Here is an 18,001-nt window from a genome sequence, read left to right on the forward strand (position 1 = left end):
GTTATGACTCAAGCTAAGTCAAATTCCAATGGCAACGATATCCTTTTTGGTGATATTGGGGCGACTTTAAAGCGAATGACGATCCCCATGATATTCGGGATGATCACGCTGATGATGTTTAATCTCGTTGATACTTTCTTTATTAGTATGCTTGGCACCGAGCCGCTCGCAGCAATCAGCTTCACCTTTCCAGTTACCTTTACTGTAATTAGCTTAGCCATCGGGCTAGGTATTGGCACATCCGCCGTTATCGCGAAGGCTTTGGGTAGCAATTTGCTCGACGAAGCTAAGTTTGATGCCGCAGTGGCTATTATTATCTCTGCCATTTTTGTTTCGCTGCTTTCTATTCTTGGTTTTATTTTTGTCGATGAGATCTTTATTCTCCTCGGGGCAGGTGAAGCGGTTATGCCATTTATACACGACTATATGTCCGTGTGGTTCATTGGCTCGATTTTATTGATAACGCCGATGATTGGTAATTCAGTGCTGCGTGCCAGTGGTGATACCAAAACGCCAAGTTTAGTCATGGGACTCGGGGGATTAGTAAATGCGGTGCTGGACCCGATATTAATCTTCGGATTTGGGCCAATTGATGCAATGGGTGTAAAAGGGGCTGCAGTGGCCAGTGTGTTATCTTGGAGTCTTGGGGTAACTATTATTTTATATTTGCTGATAGTTAAAAAACGTCTTATCTCACTGTCTGCAAAATACACCAGCTTCACAAATGCGGCAAAAAAAATTCTCACCATCGGCCTGCCTGCAGCTGGCGCAAATATGCTGACGCCGTTGGCAATGGCGGTAATGACCGCACTTATTGCCAGTTATGGACCAGAAGCTGTGGCCGCATTTGGCGTTGGGAGTCGTATCGAGTCTATCGCAAGTCTCGTGGTTTTGGCGCTTTCTATGACTTTGCCTCCTTTTGTAAGTCAGAACTTTGGTGCAAAACAATACCAGCGTGTGTCTGATGCCTATACCCAAACACTTAAATTTGTGCTTGCTTTTCAATTTGCGGTCTATCTATTACTGGTATTGAGCGCTTACTACATCAGTCATACTTTTGGTAATGAACCTGCTGTCGTTGAAACCATACAGTTATTTATTTATATCATGCCGCTAGGATACGGCCTTCAAGGCGTGATTATATTAACCAATTCGTCATTTAATGCGTTGCATAAACCGATGAATGCGCTCATTCTAAGTGTGATCCGGTTGTTCATATTTTATGTACCTATTGCTTATATAGGCTCACAGTTGGCAGGATTAGCAGGGCTATTTGCAGGCGCTGCTTTGGGGAATTTATTTACCGCAGCCATAGCCTACAATTGGTTTAAGAAAGTAATTAATGAAATTGCAGCAAGCGAGGTTCAAAAGGAGGCGTAATGGAAGATAAGTTTCAGCTAGTTTCTGAGTTTCAGCCAAACGGAGATCAACCAACTGCGATTGCTCAGCTGTGTGATGGTTTAGAATCGGGCCTTGCACATCAAACCTTGCTGGGGGCTACGGGGACAGGTAAAACCTTTACCATGGCCAACATCATTAATAATCTTAACCGTCCTACAATCATTATGGCGCATAACAAAACACTAGCGGCGCAATTGTACGGCGAAATGAAAGAGTTTTTCCCTCATAATGCGGTTGAGTATTTCGTCTCTTATTATGACTATTATCAACCCGAAGCCTATGTCGTTGCCAGCGACACTTTCATTGAGAAAGACGCGTCTATCAATGATCACATTGAGCAAATGCGTTTATCTGCGACCAAAGCTTTGCTTGAGCGCAGAGACACTATCATCGTCGCCTCCGTTTCAGCGATTTACGGCCTTGGCGATCCCGACTCTTATATGAAAATGATGCTGTTGCTGAAAGTCGGTGAAACTATCGATCAGCGCGACATGTTAAGGCGTTTGGCAGAACTACAATACACGCGTAATGACATGGATTTTAGCCGTGGTACCTATCGAGTTCGCGGTGAAGTTATCGATATTTTTCCTGCGGAATCGGAAACCATTGCGGTACGGGTTGAGATGTTTGACGATGAAATAGAGCGGATCAGTTTATTTGATCCCTTGACTGGTGCCGTTGAAAAACACCTCGTTCGCGCGACTATTTATCCAAAAACTCACTATGTAACGCCAAGAGAAAAGATCCTTGATGCCATTGAGCGCATTAAGGTGGAACTTAAAGACCGCCGTACTCAATTATTGGATAAAAATCGCCTAGTCGAAGAGCAGCGCATTGCTCAACGTACACAGTACGACATTGAAATGATGACCGAGCTTGGCTATTGCTCTGGTATTGAAAATTACAGTCGATATTTATCGGGACGTGCACCAGGTGAGCCACCACCAACTTTGTTAGATTACTTGCCGGATGACGCGCTTATGATCATCGACGAGTCTCACGTTACTGTTTCGCAGGTTGGTGCGATGTACAAAGGCGATCGCAGTCGTAAAGAAAACTTGGTTGAATATGGTTTTAGATTGCCGTCTGCGCTAGATAATAGGCCACTAAAGTTTGAAGAGTTCGAAGCGATTTCGCCGCAAACTATTTATGTTTCGGCGACTCCTGGTGATTATGAATTGAACAAATCTGCGGGTGATGTTGCCGAGCAAGTGATCCGTCCAACAGGGCTATTAGATCCAGAAGTAGAAGTGCGTCCAGTTGCAACTCAAGTTGACGATTTGCTCTCTGAGATCTACAAACGGGTGGAAGTGAATGAGCGTGTACTGGTTACTACGCTAACCAAACGCATGTCAGAAGATCTGACCGATTATCTTAACGATCATAACGTTAAGGTGCGTTACTTACACTCTGACATCGATACCGTTGAGCGTATGGAGATCATTCGAGACCTACGCAAAGGCGTTTTTGATGTATTAGTCGGCATCAACTTGTTACGAGAGGGCTTGGATATGCCTGAGGTTTCATTGGTTGCCATACTTGATGCAGATAAAGAAGGCTTTTTACGCTCGACGCGCTCTCTTATTCAGACAATTGGCCGCGCGGCACGTCACTTACATGGTAAAGCGATTTTATATGGTGATAGGGTGACGAACTCAATGCGCCAAGCTATAGATGAAACGCAAAGACGTAGAGAAAAGCAAGAGGCGTACAATGAGACCAATGGCATTACCCCAACGGCACTCAATAAGAAGATCACGGATGTGATGGATCTCGGTGAGGAAGTGGCTGATGACAAAGTGGTTGATATCGATGCCAAATTTAAACCAGGTATGCCTGCAATGGATGCGAAAGAGATCGCTAAAGAAATAGACCGACTCGAAGCACAAATGATGAAGTTTGCTAAAGAGCTTGAGTTTGAAAAAGCAGCTCAAGCGCGCGATCAAGTTCAAATCTTACAAAAGCGTTTGATTAAAGCCTAGGGCTAAAACGTCGGCTTTAAAGAATAAAAAAGCATGTGAGACTCACATGCTTTTTTATTGGTTGGGTATTAGAAGCGGTAGCTGACACCTAGAGATAGGCTCGATGTATCCAAGTCACCCATATCAAGGTACTTATAGCCAAGGTTAACTGCCATGCCGTTATCCCAGTCATATTGCCAACCCGCTTCAGCGACAAAACCGATGCCATCGTCGGTAACTAATTTAGTGCGGCCACGAGTGATTTCGTAATCGTAGTAGTTCGCACCTAATTTGCCGTAAAAATAGCTGTTGTCAGAAATTTGATAGTAGCCTTTTGCGGCAACAACAAAGTTATCAAATTCTAAATTGTTAGCGCCAAGGCCAAACAAAGTTTTGTTGTTTTGCGTACAGGTAAACTTGCGATCATTTTCGTCCTCACACTTCCAATCATCTAAGTCTTCACCGCTGTTATAACCTAATTCAAGCGCCAAAATTGGCGTAAAGTGATAGTTGTAATACAGGTATGCTTGGCCTACACCATCACCATCTTTGCTTGAGCTTTTATAAGAAGCGCCGCCGCCAGAGATGTCTAAACCAACGCGATGCGTCTCGTTATTTTGTTCTGCAAAAGACGATAAACTTGTTGTGAGTAATGCAAGAGATAAAAGCGCTTTAATTTTCATAATCAATGTCCGTTGTGGTTAACTTGAGGACAGTATAAATAGGGTAGGTGTCAAGGTCTGTTGGGGGGCTGTCATAAAGTGTAAGAAGGCGTCTAGTTTGGTTCTCTTTATTTTACAAATATAAATAGTTGCACTTGTTAAGTGCTTTTAGTTGCCTTAGATTTTGCAATGAACGTTTGATATTTTAGTAAGGTCGTCAATGTCAAAATCGCAGCAATAAGTCCGCTCCATATATGATGCATGATCAAGTGACTTGCAATGAACATAGGTACGTCTTGCCAGCCATCAATAAACAAAAGTTTACCCAATAACAACAAGTAACCGAGCAGGTGCGAGAAGGTCACAAACTTAAAGGATTTAATAAATTCGCTTTTTGCATTGGTTGAGAGGGTGGGTATATTGAGATGTAGCGCGAGAATAAAGACTGTTGAGAGCACAATACTGACAAGTCCCAGCCCGAGTAATGAGGTTTTTATCAACACGATGGAGTAGATAAAAGCAAGTAACATGAGTCAGCCTAACAATTACAGAAAATGTAGTTTATATATGCTTAGGTTTTGAGTCTATTCGAATTATTCTAAGGATTAGGTAGTGATTTTCTGAGTGATCGCTCTATACTAAAGCCGATTTTATCAATAGTTTGTAAACCGATGTAACATTGCCCTATATTTTCGCGGCATGTTTCGTTATAAATGCAATGTTAAGTTGTAGTAAATTCGAATAAAACAATAACTATTACAGTAATTAAGACCAAGTTGGGAACTAGGGAAATGAAATTCGCTTTTAAGGATTTTTTGTTTGATAGCAAAGAACTGAAGCTTTATAAAGACGACAGAAAGCTCAATTTAAAACAAAAACCTGCTCAGATATTGGAGCTATTTTTATCTGCTCCTCAAACCATCCACAGTAAAGAAGACATCTTAGAGAAGGTATGGCCAGATAGAAAAGTAACCGATCAGGTCGTATTTCAAAATATTGGCCATTTACGTGCTTTGTTTGGTGATGATGCCATCAAAACCTTTTCACGAAAAGGGTATCAATGGCAGATCCCTTGTACGGCCTTTGAAGGGACTGCGGAAGCTCAGGCTTCACCTCAGACTACTCCCCATGAGTCGACTAAACCGGATGTAAAAACGGTGGAAGAAGAAACAGTAGTGACTGAATCACCTTCTGAAGTGTTCGAAAGACCAGAATCTATTGGTAGCAAACTGCCTATGTTTGGGCTTGCGGGTGCACTTGTGTTGCTAGCCTTGGGTATCTACTTTACGTTATCGTGAGTCAAATTTACTTGAGTTGAGGTTGTGTCATGTTGCAAACGTTGTATATCACAGGTGCTGGGGTGAGTGCCGAAAGTGGTATTCCGACTTTTCGAGGAGATGATGGTTTTTGGACGATAGGTTCGGCTAATTACACTCCTCAAGAAATGGCAACGCGAGCAATGTATAAATCGCAACCGGCGGAATTCTTAAAATGGTACTACCATCGTTTTGTGGCTTACCGTAATCACGGCCCCAATCAGGTTCATCAATGGCTTAGTGATAAAAATGTGATCACGCAAAATATCGACGGTTTAGATGGTAAAGCGGGAAATAATCATTTTATTGCGATCCATGGACGCGTTGATCAGGTGACTCCCTTTCATACCCAAGGTGAGCCCACAGCGTGTTTTACTGCCCCTTGGGATGAGGTAGACGAAAGTCGATTGGCCGAGTCGTTGTTAGCACTTTTCAAGATCGCGCGACAAGGCCCAGAAAAAGGCGTGTCACTTAAACCCTATGTATTGTTATTCGACGAATACTACACCGATCTGTATCGTATTAGCGAAGCACAGTCACGAATGTATGCTGCGGATAGAATCATTTTTATGGGCACTTCCTTTAGTGTCAATATCACTCAAATGGCCTTGGAAATAGCAAGGCACAAAGCAATTCCAATTGAAGTGGTTGACCCAAACCCTGCGCACTTACTTTACAAACAAGTCACCTATCACCGCATGACAGCAAGTGAATACATCGCCAGTTTGCCTGCCTCTTAATTTAAAGCCTGAGGAAAGTTAGCCTGCATTGCTTTGATAGTAAGTGGCTAGCAGAAATTGTTTATATTCACTGAGCCGGTGTTGTTGTTGGAGGTGTGATTCAATCACTTTAGCGTTGTGGGGTTCCACTGCGCTTATATGTCGCCTTTCGATTTCCATCAAGCCAAGTAACGCACTTAATTCTTGAATGCTCAGTGGCGCAGTATGGCTATTAAAAGCTAAGTAGCATTCTAGAGGTGTTAACTTTTTTGCATTTCTTTGACTCAGCGCATTTTGAAGTAGCTCTTTGCTTTCAAAGTGCAATAAGGTTCTAAGGTAATTTAGACCGTTATCTTTCGCGGACATTTGCGATAAAAGGATATGTAGTATGTTATTTCCTTGCGGGTTAAGGTTATTGATTTGCTCAGCTTGGATCAATGGTGTTGAAAAAAAGGCAAACTTCTCCAAGGAGTTAATCGCAGCTATCATCGCCTCTGGAAAGCGTGCTGCTTGTAAGCAAACACTCGCTATATCTTGATAGTGGCCATAGAGTACAGTGTTACTCTGCGCACTTTGAAAAAGAAACTTGAGGACCTCAATCTGCTCGTCTTTGGTCACCTGTGCATACACGGCTTTTATTTTTTCTATATCCGCGCTTTTTAACGCTAACAAAAACTGAGTTAGACAATTATTCGACATACATAGAACCACAATTTATTATTTAATGCTCACGCAATATGATAGCCTATTCGCCTGCTGTTTTGCTCAATTTATAATGATAATAAAAAAGAGACGATAACGTGTTGCACTTTAAGATAATCCTGCTTACTTGTTGCCTACTACTAAGCCCACTAGTTCACGCTAATGAGCGTTTATATGATGCTTTTATAAAAGAAATTCAGCAACAAGAAACACGTGATAGCGCGCTTCAAAAAGTCGACCAAGTATTAGAGTCAGGCTTAACGCCTGAGGAAATCGCTGACGTTCACCATAAGACCACAGTTGCATTAAAAAACGGTTTCCAGCTCGAAGAGGCACATAAATGGGTGGAGCGTTTTAAACAGGTATTACTCTCACATCACTTACCCGAATATGAAGCTAAATACTCGTTAACGTATGGTGACCTCATGCTTAAAGAGGGAAAGTTTAGCGATGCGATTAGTTATTTAAACCTAGCCGTGTCTCAGCTATCGGCGCTTGATATGCATCGATTGTTAAGCCACGCTTATCGCTTTCGGGCTGCTGCTTACAAAAGCAATGGCAGTTATAAAGACTCGATAGAGAGTTACGAACTCTCAATTGAAGTGGCAAAGAAGTATGAACTCCCAGATTTGCAAGTGTCTGCGATCACTCAGTTAGCAGATGTTTACTCGGATCTTTCATTACCGGACAAAGCACTTGAATTACTGCAGCAATCGATAGCGGTACTAAAAAGCCAAAAACAGGAAAATACGGTTTTACTTGGACAAGTTTACTATAACCTAGGTGGTGCGCATCAAGTGATTGGCGACCATGCAAAGTCGCTTGAAGCTTATCAAACCGCATATGACTATGACATTAAAGCGGGCAATGTCGTTTATTCAGCTTACACGTTGATCCGCATTGGTCGTGAACAAATGAAACTCAGCCAATATGATAATGCACAAGCGTCATTTGAAAAAGCATTTACGATTTTCGAGGAGAATGACCACACCAGAAATCAGGGCTGGGCCCTGAGCAATTTGGCTGAAGTTAAATTAAAAGCAAATGAAAAAGCTAAGGCTCAAGAGTATGTTGAACAGGCGCTAGAGTTAATTGATCCGGTACAAAGTAAAGTGCTTTATCAAGAGACGATGACTACCTATGCGCAAATTGTTTTACCTGAACGAGCTGATTTTTTTATTCAAAGTATGGAGCAAATTATTGCTCAAGATGAGGTTTATCTTGGCCTCAAGGAAACCGCATTACGAGTGTTAAAGGACGCCTACAGCGCGAAAGGTGATTTTGAGTCTGCGCTTAATTATCACTTACAATATGCGGAATCTAAGGTTTCTCAGCTTGAAAAAGAAGCCAGTCAAAAAGCCTTGGCCTATCAGATGGATACCGAGTACCAGAAAAATCAATATGAGCTACAAAGTCTAAAAACACAGCGTGATGTAGAGCTGGCCGAACAGCGCGTAGAACAAATAGTAACGGCAGCAGTGGTGGGAGTTTTGGTCGTTCTACTGAGCGCATTTTTACTACTTGCGAGAAACAAACGTCGCTCACTGGAACTCGAGAAGCAGCTTCTCAACAAAACCTTGGACTTAAAGCAGCAACTACTTGCAGATATTTCTCATGAATTAAGAACACCACTTACCGTACTTAAGCTACATATTGAATCTCTTGAACATAATTTGGTGGAAAATCCCCAGCAGAGCTACAAAGTGCTTAACCGCCGTCTTGATACTCTTAACACATTAATTAAAGATATCTACGAACTCGCGCAGGCAGATACCGGCAGCCTTAACTTGGCGTTAGAGCGCGTCAATGCCAAACAAGCCTTTATTGGTCTTGTTGAAGATATTGATGACTTTGTGACGGATGAAGGGCTTGAGTTTAATGCCCATATTGAACTACCTGATGAACTGGAAATCGACATTGACGTAACTCGGTTCGCTCAGGTATTCAATAACTTGGCTCGTAATAGTGTGAATTATACCGACAAGCCGGGAGAAGTCTGTGTGGATATTAGCTATCAAAGCCAGCAAATCCAATGTGTTATTGAAGATTCAAGCCCAGGCGTGGGCGATGAAGCTTTGGGGAGATTGTTTGAACGTTTGTTCCGCTGTGATAAGTCCCGTAGCCGAGATCTTGGTGGCTCCGGCTTAGGTTTATCTATTTGTCAAAAACTGGTTGAATTGCACGGTGGTAGCATTGCCGTTGTGCACAGCGAATTAGGTGGGTTGAAAGTGAGTGTTATCATACCTTGTGAATAAAAACGCAAATCTGCTTTTACATCGCGATATGGCATTAGATATCGCCGCGTAAAGCGGCTCCTACCAAAGGTTATTTATTGCATGTAGGAGCGATTTCACATCGCGATATGGCATTAGATATCGCCGCGTAAAGCGGCTCCTACGAGACGTTATATATTATGTGTAGGAGTGATTTCACATCGCGATATGGCATTAGATATCGCCGCGTAAAGCGGCTCCTACGAGACGTTATATATTACGTGTAGGAGCGATTTCACATCGCGATATGGCATTAGATATCGCCGCGTAAAGCGGCTCCCACCAGAGGTTATATATTACGTGTAGGAGCGATTTCACATCGCGATATGGCACAAAAGCTCGCCGCGTAAAGCGGCTCCTACGAGACGTTATATATTATGTGTAGGAGTGATTTCACATCGCGATATGGCATTAGATATCGCCGCGTAAAGCGGCTCCTACGAGACGTTATATATTACGTGTAGGAGCGATTTCACATCGCGATATGGCACAAAAGCTCGCCGCGTAAAGCGGCTCCTACCAGAGTTATATATTGTGTGTAGGAGTGATTTCACATCGCGATATGGCATTAGATATCGCCGCGTAAAGCGGCTCCCACCAGAGGTTATATATTACGTGTAGGAGCGATTTTACATCGCGACAGGTACAACACCGCAACTACAAAAAGTTGCGTTCAAATCGCTTAAGCACTATGGACTTTGCCTTTGCGGCGGTGAGTATCAGCAAAATAAAAGCGACAATAAACCAGATGGGGCGATTACCATGCTCTGCATACCAGCTCACTCCACTAATTAGTTTTACATCACTTTTCAGTATATTGGCTTCGAATTGTGGAATGGCATGCTGAACTTTGCTAAGTGGATCGTAAACACCAGTGATACCATTATTCGTTACTCGAATTAATGGGCGCTGTAATTCTAAGGCACGCATGCGAGCGATCTGCATATGCTGATGCGGGCCGTGGGAATCTCCAAACCAAGCGTCGTTGCTCACAGTAAAAAGAATATCTGACTCAGATGTAAAGTTACCTCTGACAAGCTCGCTAAACGCGATTTCGTAGCAAATAGCGGGTAACACATGCAAACCGTTTGCAAGTAGGTTTGGTTGTACCGCATCACCTCGAGTAAATGACGACATCGCTAAGTTAAAAAGAGGGGCTATAGGACGCAATAGGTCTTCGAACGGTACAAACTCACCAATAGGTAACAATTGGTGCTTCTGGTAGCGGTTTTTGTGCAGGTAGTGATATTGCCCTTCGCTGTCTTCTTTTTCCTTTTTACCAAGGGTGATCAGCGTGTTGTACGCAGTTCTGGTATCAAACTGATAATCGGGAATGCCCGTTATCAGCGCCGTGCCATTAAACGCGGCGGCTTTGTCCAGCCCTTCTAAAAATGGGTAGGCGATATCTTCAAATTCAGGAATAGCCGCTTCTGGCCACACCACTAAATCAACGCCTTGCCAGTTAGGTCTAGTCATATCTCGATATTTAGACATGGTAGGCCAAAATTGCTCAGGCTCCCAGCGCAGGCTCTGCTTGATATTACCTTGTACAAGTAAGGTGGTGATTTCATCTCCCGAGTATTTTAGTGGGCCTTGAATGATTGGCACACTGTATAAACCGGCAATGCCAGCAAAGCAGACTATGGTGAGATAAATCGCACGTTGTTTAAGTAGATAGTAAAGGCTTGTTGTCGCTAGAATAACTAGCAATGTTAAGCCAAATTCACCGATCCAAGGGGCTAAACTGCTCAGAGGCGAGTCAGTTAATGTGTAACCGAAGCTAAGCCAAGGGAAGCCCGTGAGCATATGGCCTCGTAGCCACTCGGTAATGGCAAACCCCGCAACAAGTGCCAGCACCCGTTGCCAAGGTGTGCGAGTAAAGTAGCTGGCAAAAGCAAATGCCAATGTCGGGTAGATGGCAAGATAAGCACATAGTAATGCCATCAACAGCACTGAGACAGGTAAGGGTAAACCACCAAATTCAGCGATAGAGACATGCACCCAGCTTATGCCAAGGGCAAACCAGCCAAAGCCAAATAAAAAGCCATATTTAGCCGCGAGCTTTGGACTGGGTTTATCGGTAAGCCAAGTCGCTATAATCAAGCTGACAAACGCGATGGGCCAAAAACCAAAAGGGGAATAAGCAAAAGTAAGTGCACAGCCAGAAATGAGTGTCAGCCATGCAAACTTATCTTTTGCGAGGTTACTCAGGTTAGATACTAGAGTCTTCAACATGTTCAGATTTAGGTACACTTACTTGAATTTGTAAGATCCTCCGGTTATCGGAGTTAGTTACCTTAAACTGAAGGGGATCTATGTCTATGGTTTCACCACGGCTTGGCATATGGCCAAATGCATGAAGAATAATACCGCCAATGGTATCGGCTTCTTGGGTGTCGTAGTTGGTTTTGAAAAATTCGTTAAATTCATCCAAGGGCGTGAGTGCTTGCACGGTATAAACATGTTTAGACAGCTGACGAATATCTTGTTGTTCTTCGTCGTCATCATGTTCATCTTCGATTTCACCAACAATGGTTTCGAGAATATCTTCGATAGTAACCAGTCCAGATACACCGCCGTATTCATCAATCACGATAGCCATATGGTAACGTTTTTGACGGAATTCGTTGAGCAGGGTATCGACACGCTTACTTTCAGGCACGACCACAGCGGGACGAAGATATTCGCGGATACTTGGCAAATCGCGCTCTTCGCGCAAAATCAAAGGTAAGAGATCTTTGGCAAGTAAGATGCCTTCTACGTGGTCTTTGTCTTCACAAATCACAGGAAAACGCGAGTGTGAAGATTCTACCATCATAGGGAGTTGAGCACTGAGCGGCTCATCTACATCAAGTGTAATCATTTGCGAACGTGGGATCATGATGTCACGTACTTTCAGCTCTGAAACGCTGAGTACACCTTCCATCATGTCTTTGGTTTCTGGGTCAATCAGCTGGCGCTCTTGCGCATCAGCGATGACTTCAGCCAATTCTTCTTTATTTTGGGGTTCCCCTTGCAGCATCTGTGTGATGCGTCCCAGCCAGGTCTTGCTAGAAGAACCCTGACTACTTTGCGAGTTATCGTCGCTCATTAGTTGTGTCTGCTCCGTTAATTTAACAATCGTCTCTGTAAGGATCTGCGATATTCAAAGAAGCGAGAATTTGCTTCTCTATTGTTTCCATTTCTACCGCGTCTTGTTCATTTATATGGTCAAATCCAAGTAAATGCAAGCAACCATGGATAACCATATGGGCGAAGTGGTCATGAAAGGTCTTTTCTTGCTCTATGGATTCTTGGTATACCACTTGGGGACAGATAATTAAATCACCAATAAGTGGTAACTCAATTCCCGGTGGCGCATCAAATGGGAAAGACAACACGTTGGTTGGCTTGTCTTTGCCCCTGTACTGGCTATTGAGCTCTTGGCTTTCGTGCTCGTCAGCGATGCGAATCGTTAATTCCGCTTCTTCGCGAAATTGCGTTAATGCATGTTCTGCCCATAATTGAAATTGTGCTTCGGATGGTAAGTTTTCAAACTCACAAACCAATTGCAAATCTAGCATTAAGTCCATGGTTTATTCCTCAGAAGGTTGCTGTTTCGCTTGATGCTTTTCAGCTTTAGCGAGACGCTCTTGTTCTTCTTTCTTCTCGTATGCTTCGACGATACGAGCAACCACAGGGTGTCTAACTACATCGTGAGATTTAAAGAAGTTAAATGAAATCTCTTCTACATCATTGAGCACTTCTATCGCATGACGAAGTCCAGAGCGCACACCACGAGGTAAATCGATTTGGGTGATATCACCGGTGATCACCGCTTTTGAATTAAAGCCAATCCGGGTAAGAAACATCTTCATTTGTTCAGTCGTGGTATTTTGGCTCTCGTCCAAGATAATAAACGCGTCATTGAGTGTTCGACCACGCATATACGCCAAAGGTGCAACTTCGATGACATTTTTTTCGATTAAGCGCTCAACTTTTTCAAAACCAAGCATCTCGAATAGGGCGTCATAAAGAGGGCGAAGGTAAGGGTCGATTTTTTGTGTTAAATCACCCGGTAAGAAGCCCAGCTTTTCACCAGCTTCAACTGCTGGACGAGTGAGGAGGATGCGACGTATTTCTTGACGTTCTAGCGCGTCAACCGCTGCCGCAACAGCAAGATAGGTTTTACCAGTACCTGCAGGACCAACACCAAAGGTAATATCGTGAGTTAAGATATTAGCGACATATTGGCTCTGATTTGGGTTACGAGGCTTAACCACACCGCGACGAGTCTTAATATAGACTTCTTTGTCCCATACGGTTGGGGCGTCTTGTTCGAGTACGTTCGCTTCTGTGATGGCCAGATGAACCTGATCCGGTTCGATTTCTGTCATTTTTCCTTTCACAGGCTGAGTATCAACATATAGAGACTTTAGAATATCCACAGCTGCTTTTGCCGTTACCGCTTGTCCGGTCACTTTAAACCAATTGTCACGGTGTGCGATTTCAACTCCAAGGCGACGTTCTATTTGTTTTAGATTTTCGTCGAACGGACCACAAAGTGAAGAAAGGCGGTGATTATCTGCGGGTTCTAAGTAAATTTCTATATTCTTTATCTGATTACTCAAAATGTCTTCCTATAAAAATGACGCTAGCCGAAGCTAGCGCACAATTTAAAAATGCTAGGGGGTAAAAGTACCAACACCTAATTCATTAATTTCAGGTTCTTGTGGTGCTTTATTTAGGATATCCGACGGTTTTACGTCACGACGTAAATCCATTTCTGCTTCAGTACGGATAAGCTCACCACGTAACGAGTTCGGTAACGCCTCAGTAATACGTACATCGACGAATTGGCCGATCACTGAGTGTGGACCTTCGAAGTTTACTACGCGGTTATTTTCGGTTCTACCACGCAGTTCCATTGGGTTTTTCTTCGATGGGCCTTCAACCAAAATACGCTGCTCGGTATCGTGCATCTTGCGGCTGATATCCTGCGCCATTTGGTTGATACGGTTCTGTAGAAGATACAGACGTTCTTTCTTTTCTGATTCTGCAACATCGTCAGGTAAGTCGGCTGCTGGTGTGCCAGGTCGCGCCGAGTAGATGAAACTAAAGCTCATATCAAAGCCGATATCATTAATCAGGTTCATCGTCGCTTCAAAGTCTGCGTTTGATTCGCCTGGGAAACCAATGATGAAATCTGAAGACATGCTTAGGTTCGGACGGATCTTACGTAGCTTGCGGATCGTTGACTTGTACTCAAGCGCAGTATGACCGCGTTTCATGAGGTTTAGAATACGGTCTGAACCACTTTGTACCGGTAGGTGTAAATGGTCAACAAGCTCTGGCACATCTGCATAGGCTTCAATGATATCTGGTGTAAATTCAACCGGGTGAGATGTTGTATAACGAATACGGTCAATACCGTCAATTGCTGCAACGTAGCGAATTAAGTCAGAGAAGTAACAAATTTCACCATCGTGCATTTCACCACGGTAAGCATTTACGTTCTGACCGAGTAAGTTCACTTCACGCACACCTTGCTCAGCAAGCTGAGCAACTTCAAGGATCACATCATCTAAAGGACGGCTTACTTCTTCGCCACGCGTGTATGGTACAACACAGAACGTACAGTACTTAGAGCAACCTTCCATAATTGAAACAAATGCACTCGGGCCTTCAGCCTTTGGCTCAGGGAGGCGGTCAAATTTTTCAATTTCAGGGAATGAAATATCAACGACAGCACCTTCTTTGCTTTGCACCTGCTTGATCATCTCTGGTAGGCGGTGCAATGTTTGTGGGCCAAACACGATATCAACAAATGGAGCGCGCTGACGAATGGTGTCGCCTTCTTGTGATGCTACGCAGCCACCAACACCGATAACAAGATCAGGGTTTGTGTCTTTTAGTAGTTTCCAACGACCAAGTTGGTGGAATACTTTTTCCTGTGCCTTCTCACGAATCGAGCAAGTATTGAGTAGGATCACATCAGCTTGCTCAGCTTCTTCTGTAAGCTGATAGCCATTTGTTGAATCCAAAAGATCCGCCATTTTCTGGGAGTCATACTCGTTCATCTGACAACCCCAGGTTTTAATATGCAGTTTTTTACTCATTTAAATATTGCCTCGTTTACAACTCGGTGTTTAGCACTACGCGTTTCTCGTGCAGGCGATGCTGAATTGATATCATTATGCCTAAAGGACGCGTATTTTATATGACCTATCTTGTCTAGCCAAGTATAGATTTTAACTTTCAAAATGTGGATCAATACAGAGTGTTTTAAGCAAACATCTGTTTTTATATGCGTTACAATGCGCAAAGACTCAATTAAGTGGAATATGGCATGAAAAACAAGGCTCTGATAGTCGGTGGTGGCATGGTTGGTGCAGCGTGTGCTGTTAAGCTAGCGAAGCAAGGTGTTGACGTAACCATTATTGAACATTCTCCCATCTCACCTGATGCAATACTCGCAAGTGATAAGGTAGATATTCGCGTTTCTGCTATCAATCGCTTTTCCGAGCAGTTACTAGATGAGCTTGGTGCTATGCCTGTGTTAAGAAGCACCAGAGCCGCGGTTTACAAGCAGCTAGAAGCCTATGAGGATAAGCCAGGGCAATTGATATTTGATTGTGAAGCGCTAAACGCCTCGCACTTAGGCCACTTAATTGAGAATAACCTCATTCAAGCAGCATTGTGGCAACAGTTTGAGGAATTTGATATCAAAGTGGTTTCACCAGAGGGGATCCCAAAGCGCATTGTTCATAATGAGGATTCCGTGACGATTGAGTATCAAGCAGCATCCTTTACCACCGATTTGTTAATTGCAGCTGATGGTGGCCGTTCTATCGTCAGACAAATGAGTGGCATAGGCGTGACGGGGTGGCAATATGAGCAACATTGTATGGGGCTGCTGATTAAACTCGACGCGCCGCAGCAAGAAAAAACATGGCAGCAATTTAAGCCATCAGGTCCCATTGCCTTTTTACCTATGCAGTATCCGTATGCCAATCTGATTTGGTATGACAACGGCAATAAACTCAATTTACTTAAGCAACTAGATAAGCAGGCGCTAAAACAAGAAGTAAAAGCTGCATTTTTTGAGCTACCCGGTGACTTTGAGATTGAAGAAGTGGCGGTTTTTCCTTTAGCAAGGCAACATGCTAACCAATACGTGAGCGAACGAGTGGTATTAGTAGGAGATGCAGCTCATACCATTAATCCGTTAGCAGGGCAGGGAGTAAATCTTGGCTTTAAAGACGTAGCGGCACTTGCCGAAGCGATTGAGGCAAAAGAAGATATTGGTGACAGCAGTGCACTACATCATTACGAGTCAAAGCGTAGGAAAGACAACCTTTTGATGATGAGTATGATGGATGCGTGTTATTTTGGCTTTTCGAATCAAGTAACACCGTTAAAGTATTTGAGAAATTTGGCGCTGAATGTGGCGAATAAAGCAGGGCCGCTGAAAACAGAAGTGCTTAAGCACGCCATGGGAGGAGTTGGTTTTTAATCTTTGTTCTCTACACTGAGCGTGTTACACCAATTTACTTAATTAAGTGATCTTTTTGAAGGGGCAAGTATTAAGATAAATTGGTATTACTGCACGCTTCATTATTTAGTGCCGAGATCATCTCAGCAGTGTTAGCTTATCGACGACATACATCAAGGTATTAATATCAAATTTGCCATCTAGCCTTAATAACCAATCACTGTTGGGCTGCAAAATGTAAGCAGTTTGAACCCCTGAAGGTCTGATAGAAGAAAAAATATGTTTTGCTCCGTGAGTAGCGGTAAATACATTTGCTTCGTCTATAACGCCAAGCTCAGCACTGACTTTCTGCATGTCTTCACTCTGTATATCAAACGTACCATTGAAAGCTCGTGTCATAAACTCAAGAGGTGTTAAATCGTACTTGTTAGGTAGACCAGCAAGCGCGGTAGCGCCAGTTATCCAGCTTAACGTTAGTTCAGAAGAGTTGTCGCGAATCACAACTGAGTAGGTATCGTTAATAAAAGTTTTAAATGAAACTTTATTTGCCTGCTCCGAGGGCTGACAGTAGCTAAAATGCTTGAGTGCTATTTCTATGTGTGATGGAGAGCAAATTGAGCTAGCCCTTGCTTCTACAAAGCTAGGTATACTGAAAATGATTAATGAGAATAAAAGAAATAAAGACTTTAGCACTTTCTTTCCTAACACGGAGAAAGTATAAAAGTAACATTAGTAAAATGAGCTTGGAATGAATAAAGAGAAAAGAAATTGTTACTAAATGGTGCGGAAAGAGAGACTTGAACTCTCACATCCGAAGATACTGGAACCTAAATCCAGCGCGTCTACCAATTCCGCCACTTCCGCACAGTAGAAATTTTATTTTTAGCTAACATCCCAAAAAGAGATGGCTGGAGTACCAGGATTTGAACCTGGGAATGGCGGGATCAAAACCCGCTGCCTTACCGCTTGGCGATACTCCAGCAATAGAGGTAAGTTCAAATCTTATTTAGCCCAGATTTGAGTTAGGCTACCTTACCGCTTCCACTTCGTGTCGAGGCAATACCCAGCAGTAGAGGTAAGTTCAAGCGTTTGAGTTCTACTTGAAAGAACATGGTGCGGAAAGAGAGACTTGAACTCTCACATCCGAAGATACTGGAACCTAAATCCAGCGCGTCTACCAATTCCGCCACTTCCGCATTTGTAAATGGTGGCTATGCCCTGATTTGAACAGGGGACCCCATCATTATGAGTGATGTGCTCTAACCAGCTGAGCTACATAGCCATTGGCTGGAGTACCAGGATTTGAACCTGGGAATGGCGGGATCAAAACCCGCTGCCTTACCGCTTGGCGATACTCCAACGAAAATTCGATTGTTTTAGTTCCAATCGAGAACATGGTGCGGAAAGAGAGACTTGAACTCTCACATCCGAAGATACTGGAACCTAAATCCAGCGCGTCTACCAATTCCGCCACTTCCGCATTTATTATCTAG

Annotated in this window: 15 protein-coding genes and 6 tRNA genes; 6 read left to right on the top strand and 15 right to left on the bottom strand. The window is 43.3% G+C overall.

The features are described from left to right. The first annotated feature begins 3 nt into the window (after nt 1–3). Both PNC201_RS04000 and uvrB read left to right on the top strand, forming a co-directional pair. Entirely contained in the window at nt 4–1,380 is a 1,377-nt protein-coding gene (locus tag PNC201_RS04000; RefSeq protein ID WP_102056244.1) for an MATE family efflux transporter, read from the top strand. Next, entirely contained in the window at nt 1,380–3,383 is a 2,004-nt protein-coding gene (gene uvrB / locus PNC201_RS04005; protein WP_102056245.1) for an excinuclease ABC subunit UvrB, read from the top strand. Before PNC201_RS04000 ends, uvrB begins: the two co-directional genes overlap by 1 nt. A 68-nt stretch (nt 3,384–3,451) precedes the next feature. Here uvrB and PNC201_RS04010 read toward each other — a convergent pair whose 3' ends face one another. Together PNC201_RS04010 and PNC201_RS04015 are read right to left on the bottom strand one after the other, a co-directional pair. Continuing rightward, complete coding sequence (locus tag PNC201_RS04010; protein ID WP_010607368.1) at nt 3,452–4,045, bottom strand: porin family protein; 594 nt, start codon at nt 4,043–4,045, stop codon at nt 3,452–3,454. 137 nt (nt 4,046–4,182) lie between these two features. Beyond that, a complete protein-coding gene (locus PNC201_RS04015) occupies nt 4,183–4,554 on the bottom strand; it encodes a hypothetical protein (RefSeq protein ID WP_102056246.1) in 372 nt (123 codons plus the stop codon). A gap of 261 nt (nt 4,555–4,815) precedes the next feature. Here PNC201_RS04015 and PNC201_RS04020 point away from each other — a divergent pair, with 261 nt between their 5' ends. Both PNC201_RS04020 and PNC201_RS04025 read left to right on the top strand, forming a co-directional pair. Beyond that, nucleotides 4,816–5,322 carry a winged helix-turn-helix domain-containing protein gene (locus PNC201_RS04020; protein WP_102056247.1) on the top strand — a complete coding sequence of 169 codons (507 nt, stop codon included), beginning with the start codon at nt 4,816–4,818 and terminating at the stop codon, nt 5,320–5,322. A gap of 32 nt (nt 5,323–5,354) precedes the next feature. Then, entirely contained in the window at nt 5,355–6,080 is a 726-nt protein-coding gene (locus PNC201_RS04025; RefSeq protein ID WP_029215916.1) for an SIR2 family NAD-dependent protein deacylase, read from the top strand. Between the two features lie 18 nt (nt 6,081–6,098). Here the strand turns inward: PNC201_RS04025 and PNC201_RS04030 are convergent, their stop codons facing one another. Then, on the bottom strand, nt 6,099–6,758 hold the full coding sequence (locus tag PNC201_RS04030; RefSeq protein WP_010607364.1) for a hypothetical protein: 660 nt from the start codon (nt 6,756–6,758) through the stop codon (nt 6,099–6,101). Between the two features lie 101 nt (nt 6,759–6,859). On the opposite strand from PNC201_RS04030, the gene PNC201_RS04035 reads away from it, so the two are divergent. After that, the gene (locus PNC201_RS04035) at nt 6,860–9,016 is read left to right on the top strand and encodes a tetratricopeptide repeat protein (protein WP_102056248.1); all 2,157 of its coding nucleotides are present in this window, start codon (nt 6,860–6,862) and stop codon (nt 9,014–9,016) included. 675 nt (nt 9,017–9,691) lie between these two features. Here PNC201_RS04035 and lnt read toward each other — a convergent pair. Genes lnt through miaB form a run of 5 tightly spaced genes read right to left on the bottom strand, consistent with a single transcriptional unit; the run spans nt 9,692 to nt 15,132 of the window. Next, nucleotides 9,692–11,269, bottom strand: a complete 1,578-nt coding sequence (lnt, locus tag PNC201_RS04040) for an apolipoprotein N-acyltransferase (protein ID WP_102056249.1) — start codon at nt 11,267–11,269, stop codon at nt 9,692–9,694. After that, nucleotides 11,247–12,125 carry a CNNM family magnesium/cobalt transport protein CorC gene (gene corC / locus PNC201_RS04045; RefSeq protein WP_010607361.1) on the bottom strand — a complete coding sequence of 293 codons (879 nt, stop codon included), beginning with the start codon at nt 12,123–12,125 and terminating at the stop codon, nt 11,247–11,249. Before corC ends, lnt begins: the two co-directional genes overlap by 23 nt. 22 nt (nt 12,126–12,147) lie before the next feature. After that, nucleotides 12,148–12,606: an rRNA maturation RNase YbeY gene (ybeY, locus tag PNC201_RS04050; protein ID WP_102056250.1), complete on the bottom strand. Its 459-nt coding sequence runs from the start codon at nt 12,604–12,606 to the stop codon at nt 12,148–12,150. 3 nt (nt 12,607–12,609) lie between these two features. Beyond that, on the bottom strand, nt 12,610–13,644 hold the full coding sequence (locus tag PNC201_RS04055; protein WP_102056251.1) for a PhoH family protein: 1,035 nt from the start codon (nt 13,642–13,644) through the stop codon (nt 12,610–12,612). 54 nt (nt 13,645–13,698) lie between these two features. Then, a complete protein-coding gene (miaB, locus tag PNC201_RS04060) occupies nt 13,699–15,132 on the bottom strand; it encodes a tRNA (N6-isopentenyl adenosine(37)-C2)-methylthiotransferase MiaB (protein WP_010607359.1) in 1,434 nt (477 codons plus the stop codon). Between the two features lie 230 nt (nt 15,133–15,362). Between miaB and PNC201_RS04065 the strand changes: the two genes are divergently transcribed. Continuing rightward, a complete protein-coding gene (locus PNC201_RS04065) occupies nt 15,363–16,529 on the top strand; it encodes an FAD-dependent oxidoreductase (protein WP_102056252.1) in 1,167 nt (388 codons plus the stop codon). A 117-nt stretch (nt 16,530–16,646) separates the two neighbouring features. Here the strand turns inward: PNC201_RS04065 and PNC201_RS04070 are convergent, their stop codons facing one another. The 7 genes from PNC201_RS04070 to PNC201_RS04100 form a co-directional block, all read right to left on the bottom strand. Further along, complete coding sequence (locus PNC201_RS04070; RefSeq protein WP_102056253.1) at nt 16,647–17,201, bottom strand: hypothetical protein; 555 nt, start codon at nt 17,199–17,201, stop codon at nt 16,647–16,649. Between the two features lie 86 nt (nt 17,202–17,287). Continuing rightward, nucleotides 17,288–17,372, bottom strand: a tRNA-Leu gene (locus tag PNC201_RS04075). Between the two features lie 41 nt (nt 17,373–17,413). Continuing rightward, nucleotides 17,414–17,488: transfer RNA gene (locus PNC201_RS04080), tRNA-Gln, on the bottom strand. 131 nt (nt 17,489–17,619) lie between these two features. After that, nucleotides 17,620–17,704 (bottom strand) — tRNA-Leu (locus tag PNC201_RS04085). Between the two features lie 9 nt (nt 17,705–17,713). Beyond that, a tRNA-Met gene (locus PNC201_RS04090) sits at nt 17,714–17,790 on the bottom strand. Between the two features lie 2 nt (nt 17,791–17,792). Then, nucleotides 17,793–17,867: transfer RNA gene (locus tag PNC201_RS04095), tRNA-Gln, on the bottom strand. A gap of 36 nt (nt 17,868–17,903) precedes the next feature. Beyond that, a tRNA-Leu gene (locus PNC201_RS04100) sits at nt 17,904–17,988 on the bottom strand. Nucleotides 17,989–18,001 lie beyond the last annotated feature (13 nt).

The sequence above is a fragment of the Pseudoalteromonas sp. NC201 genome (assembly GCF_002850255.1).
In the GTDB taxonomy this organism is placed as follows: domain Bacteria; phylum Pseudomonadota; class Gammaproteobacteria; order Enterobacterales; family Alteromonadaceae; genus Pseudoalteromonas.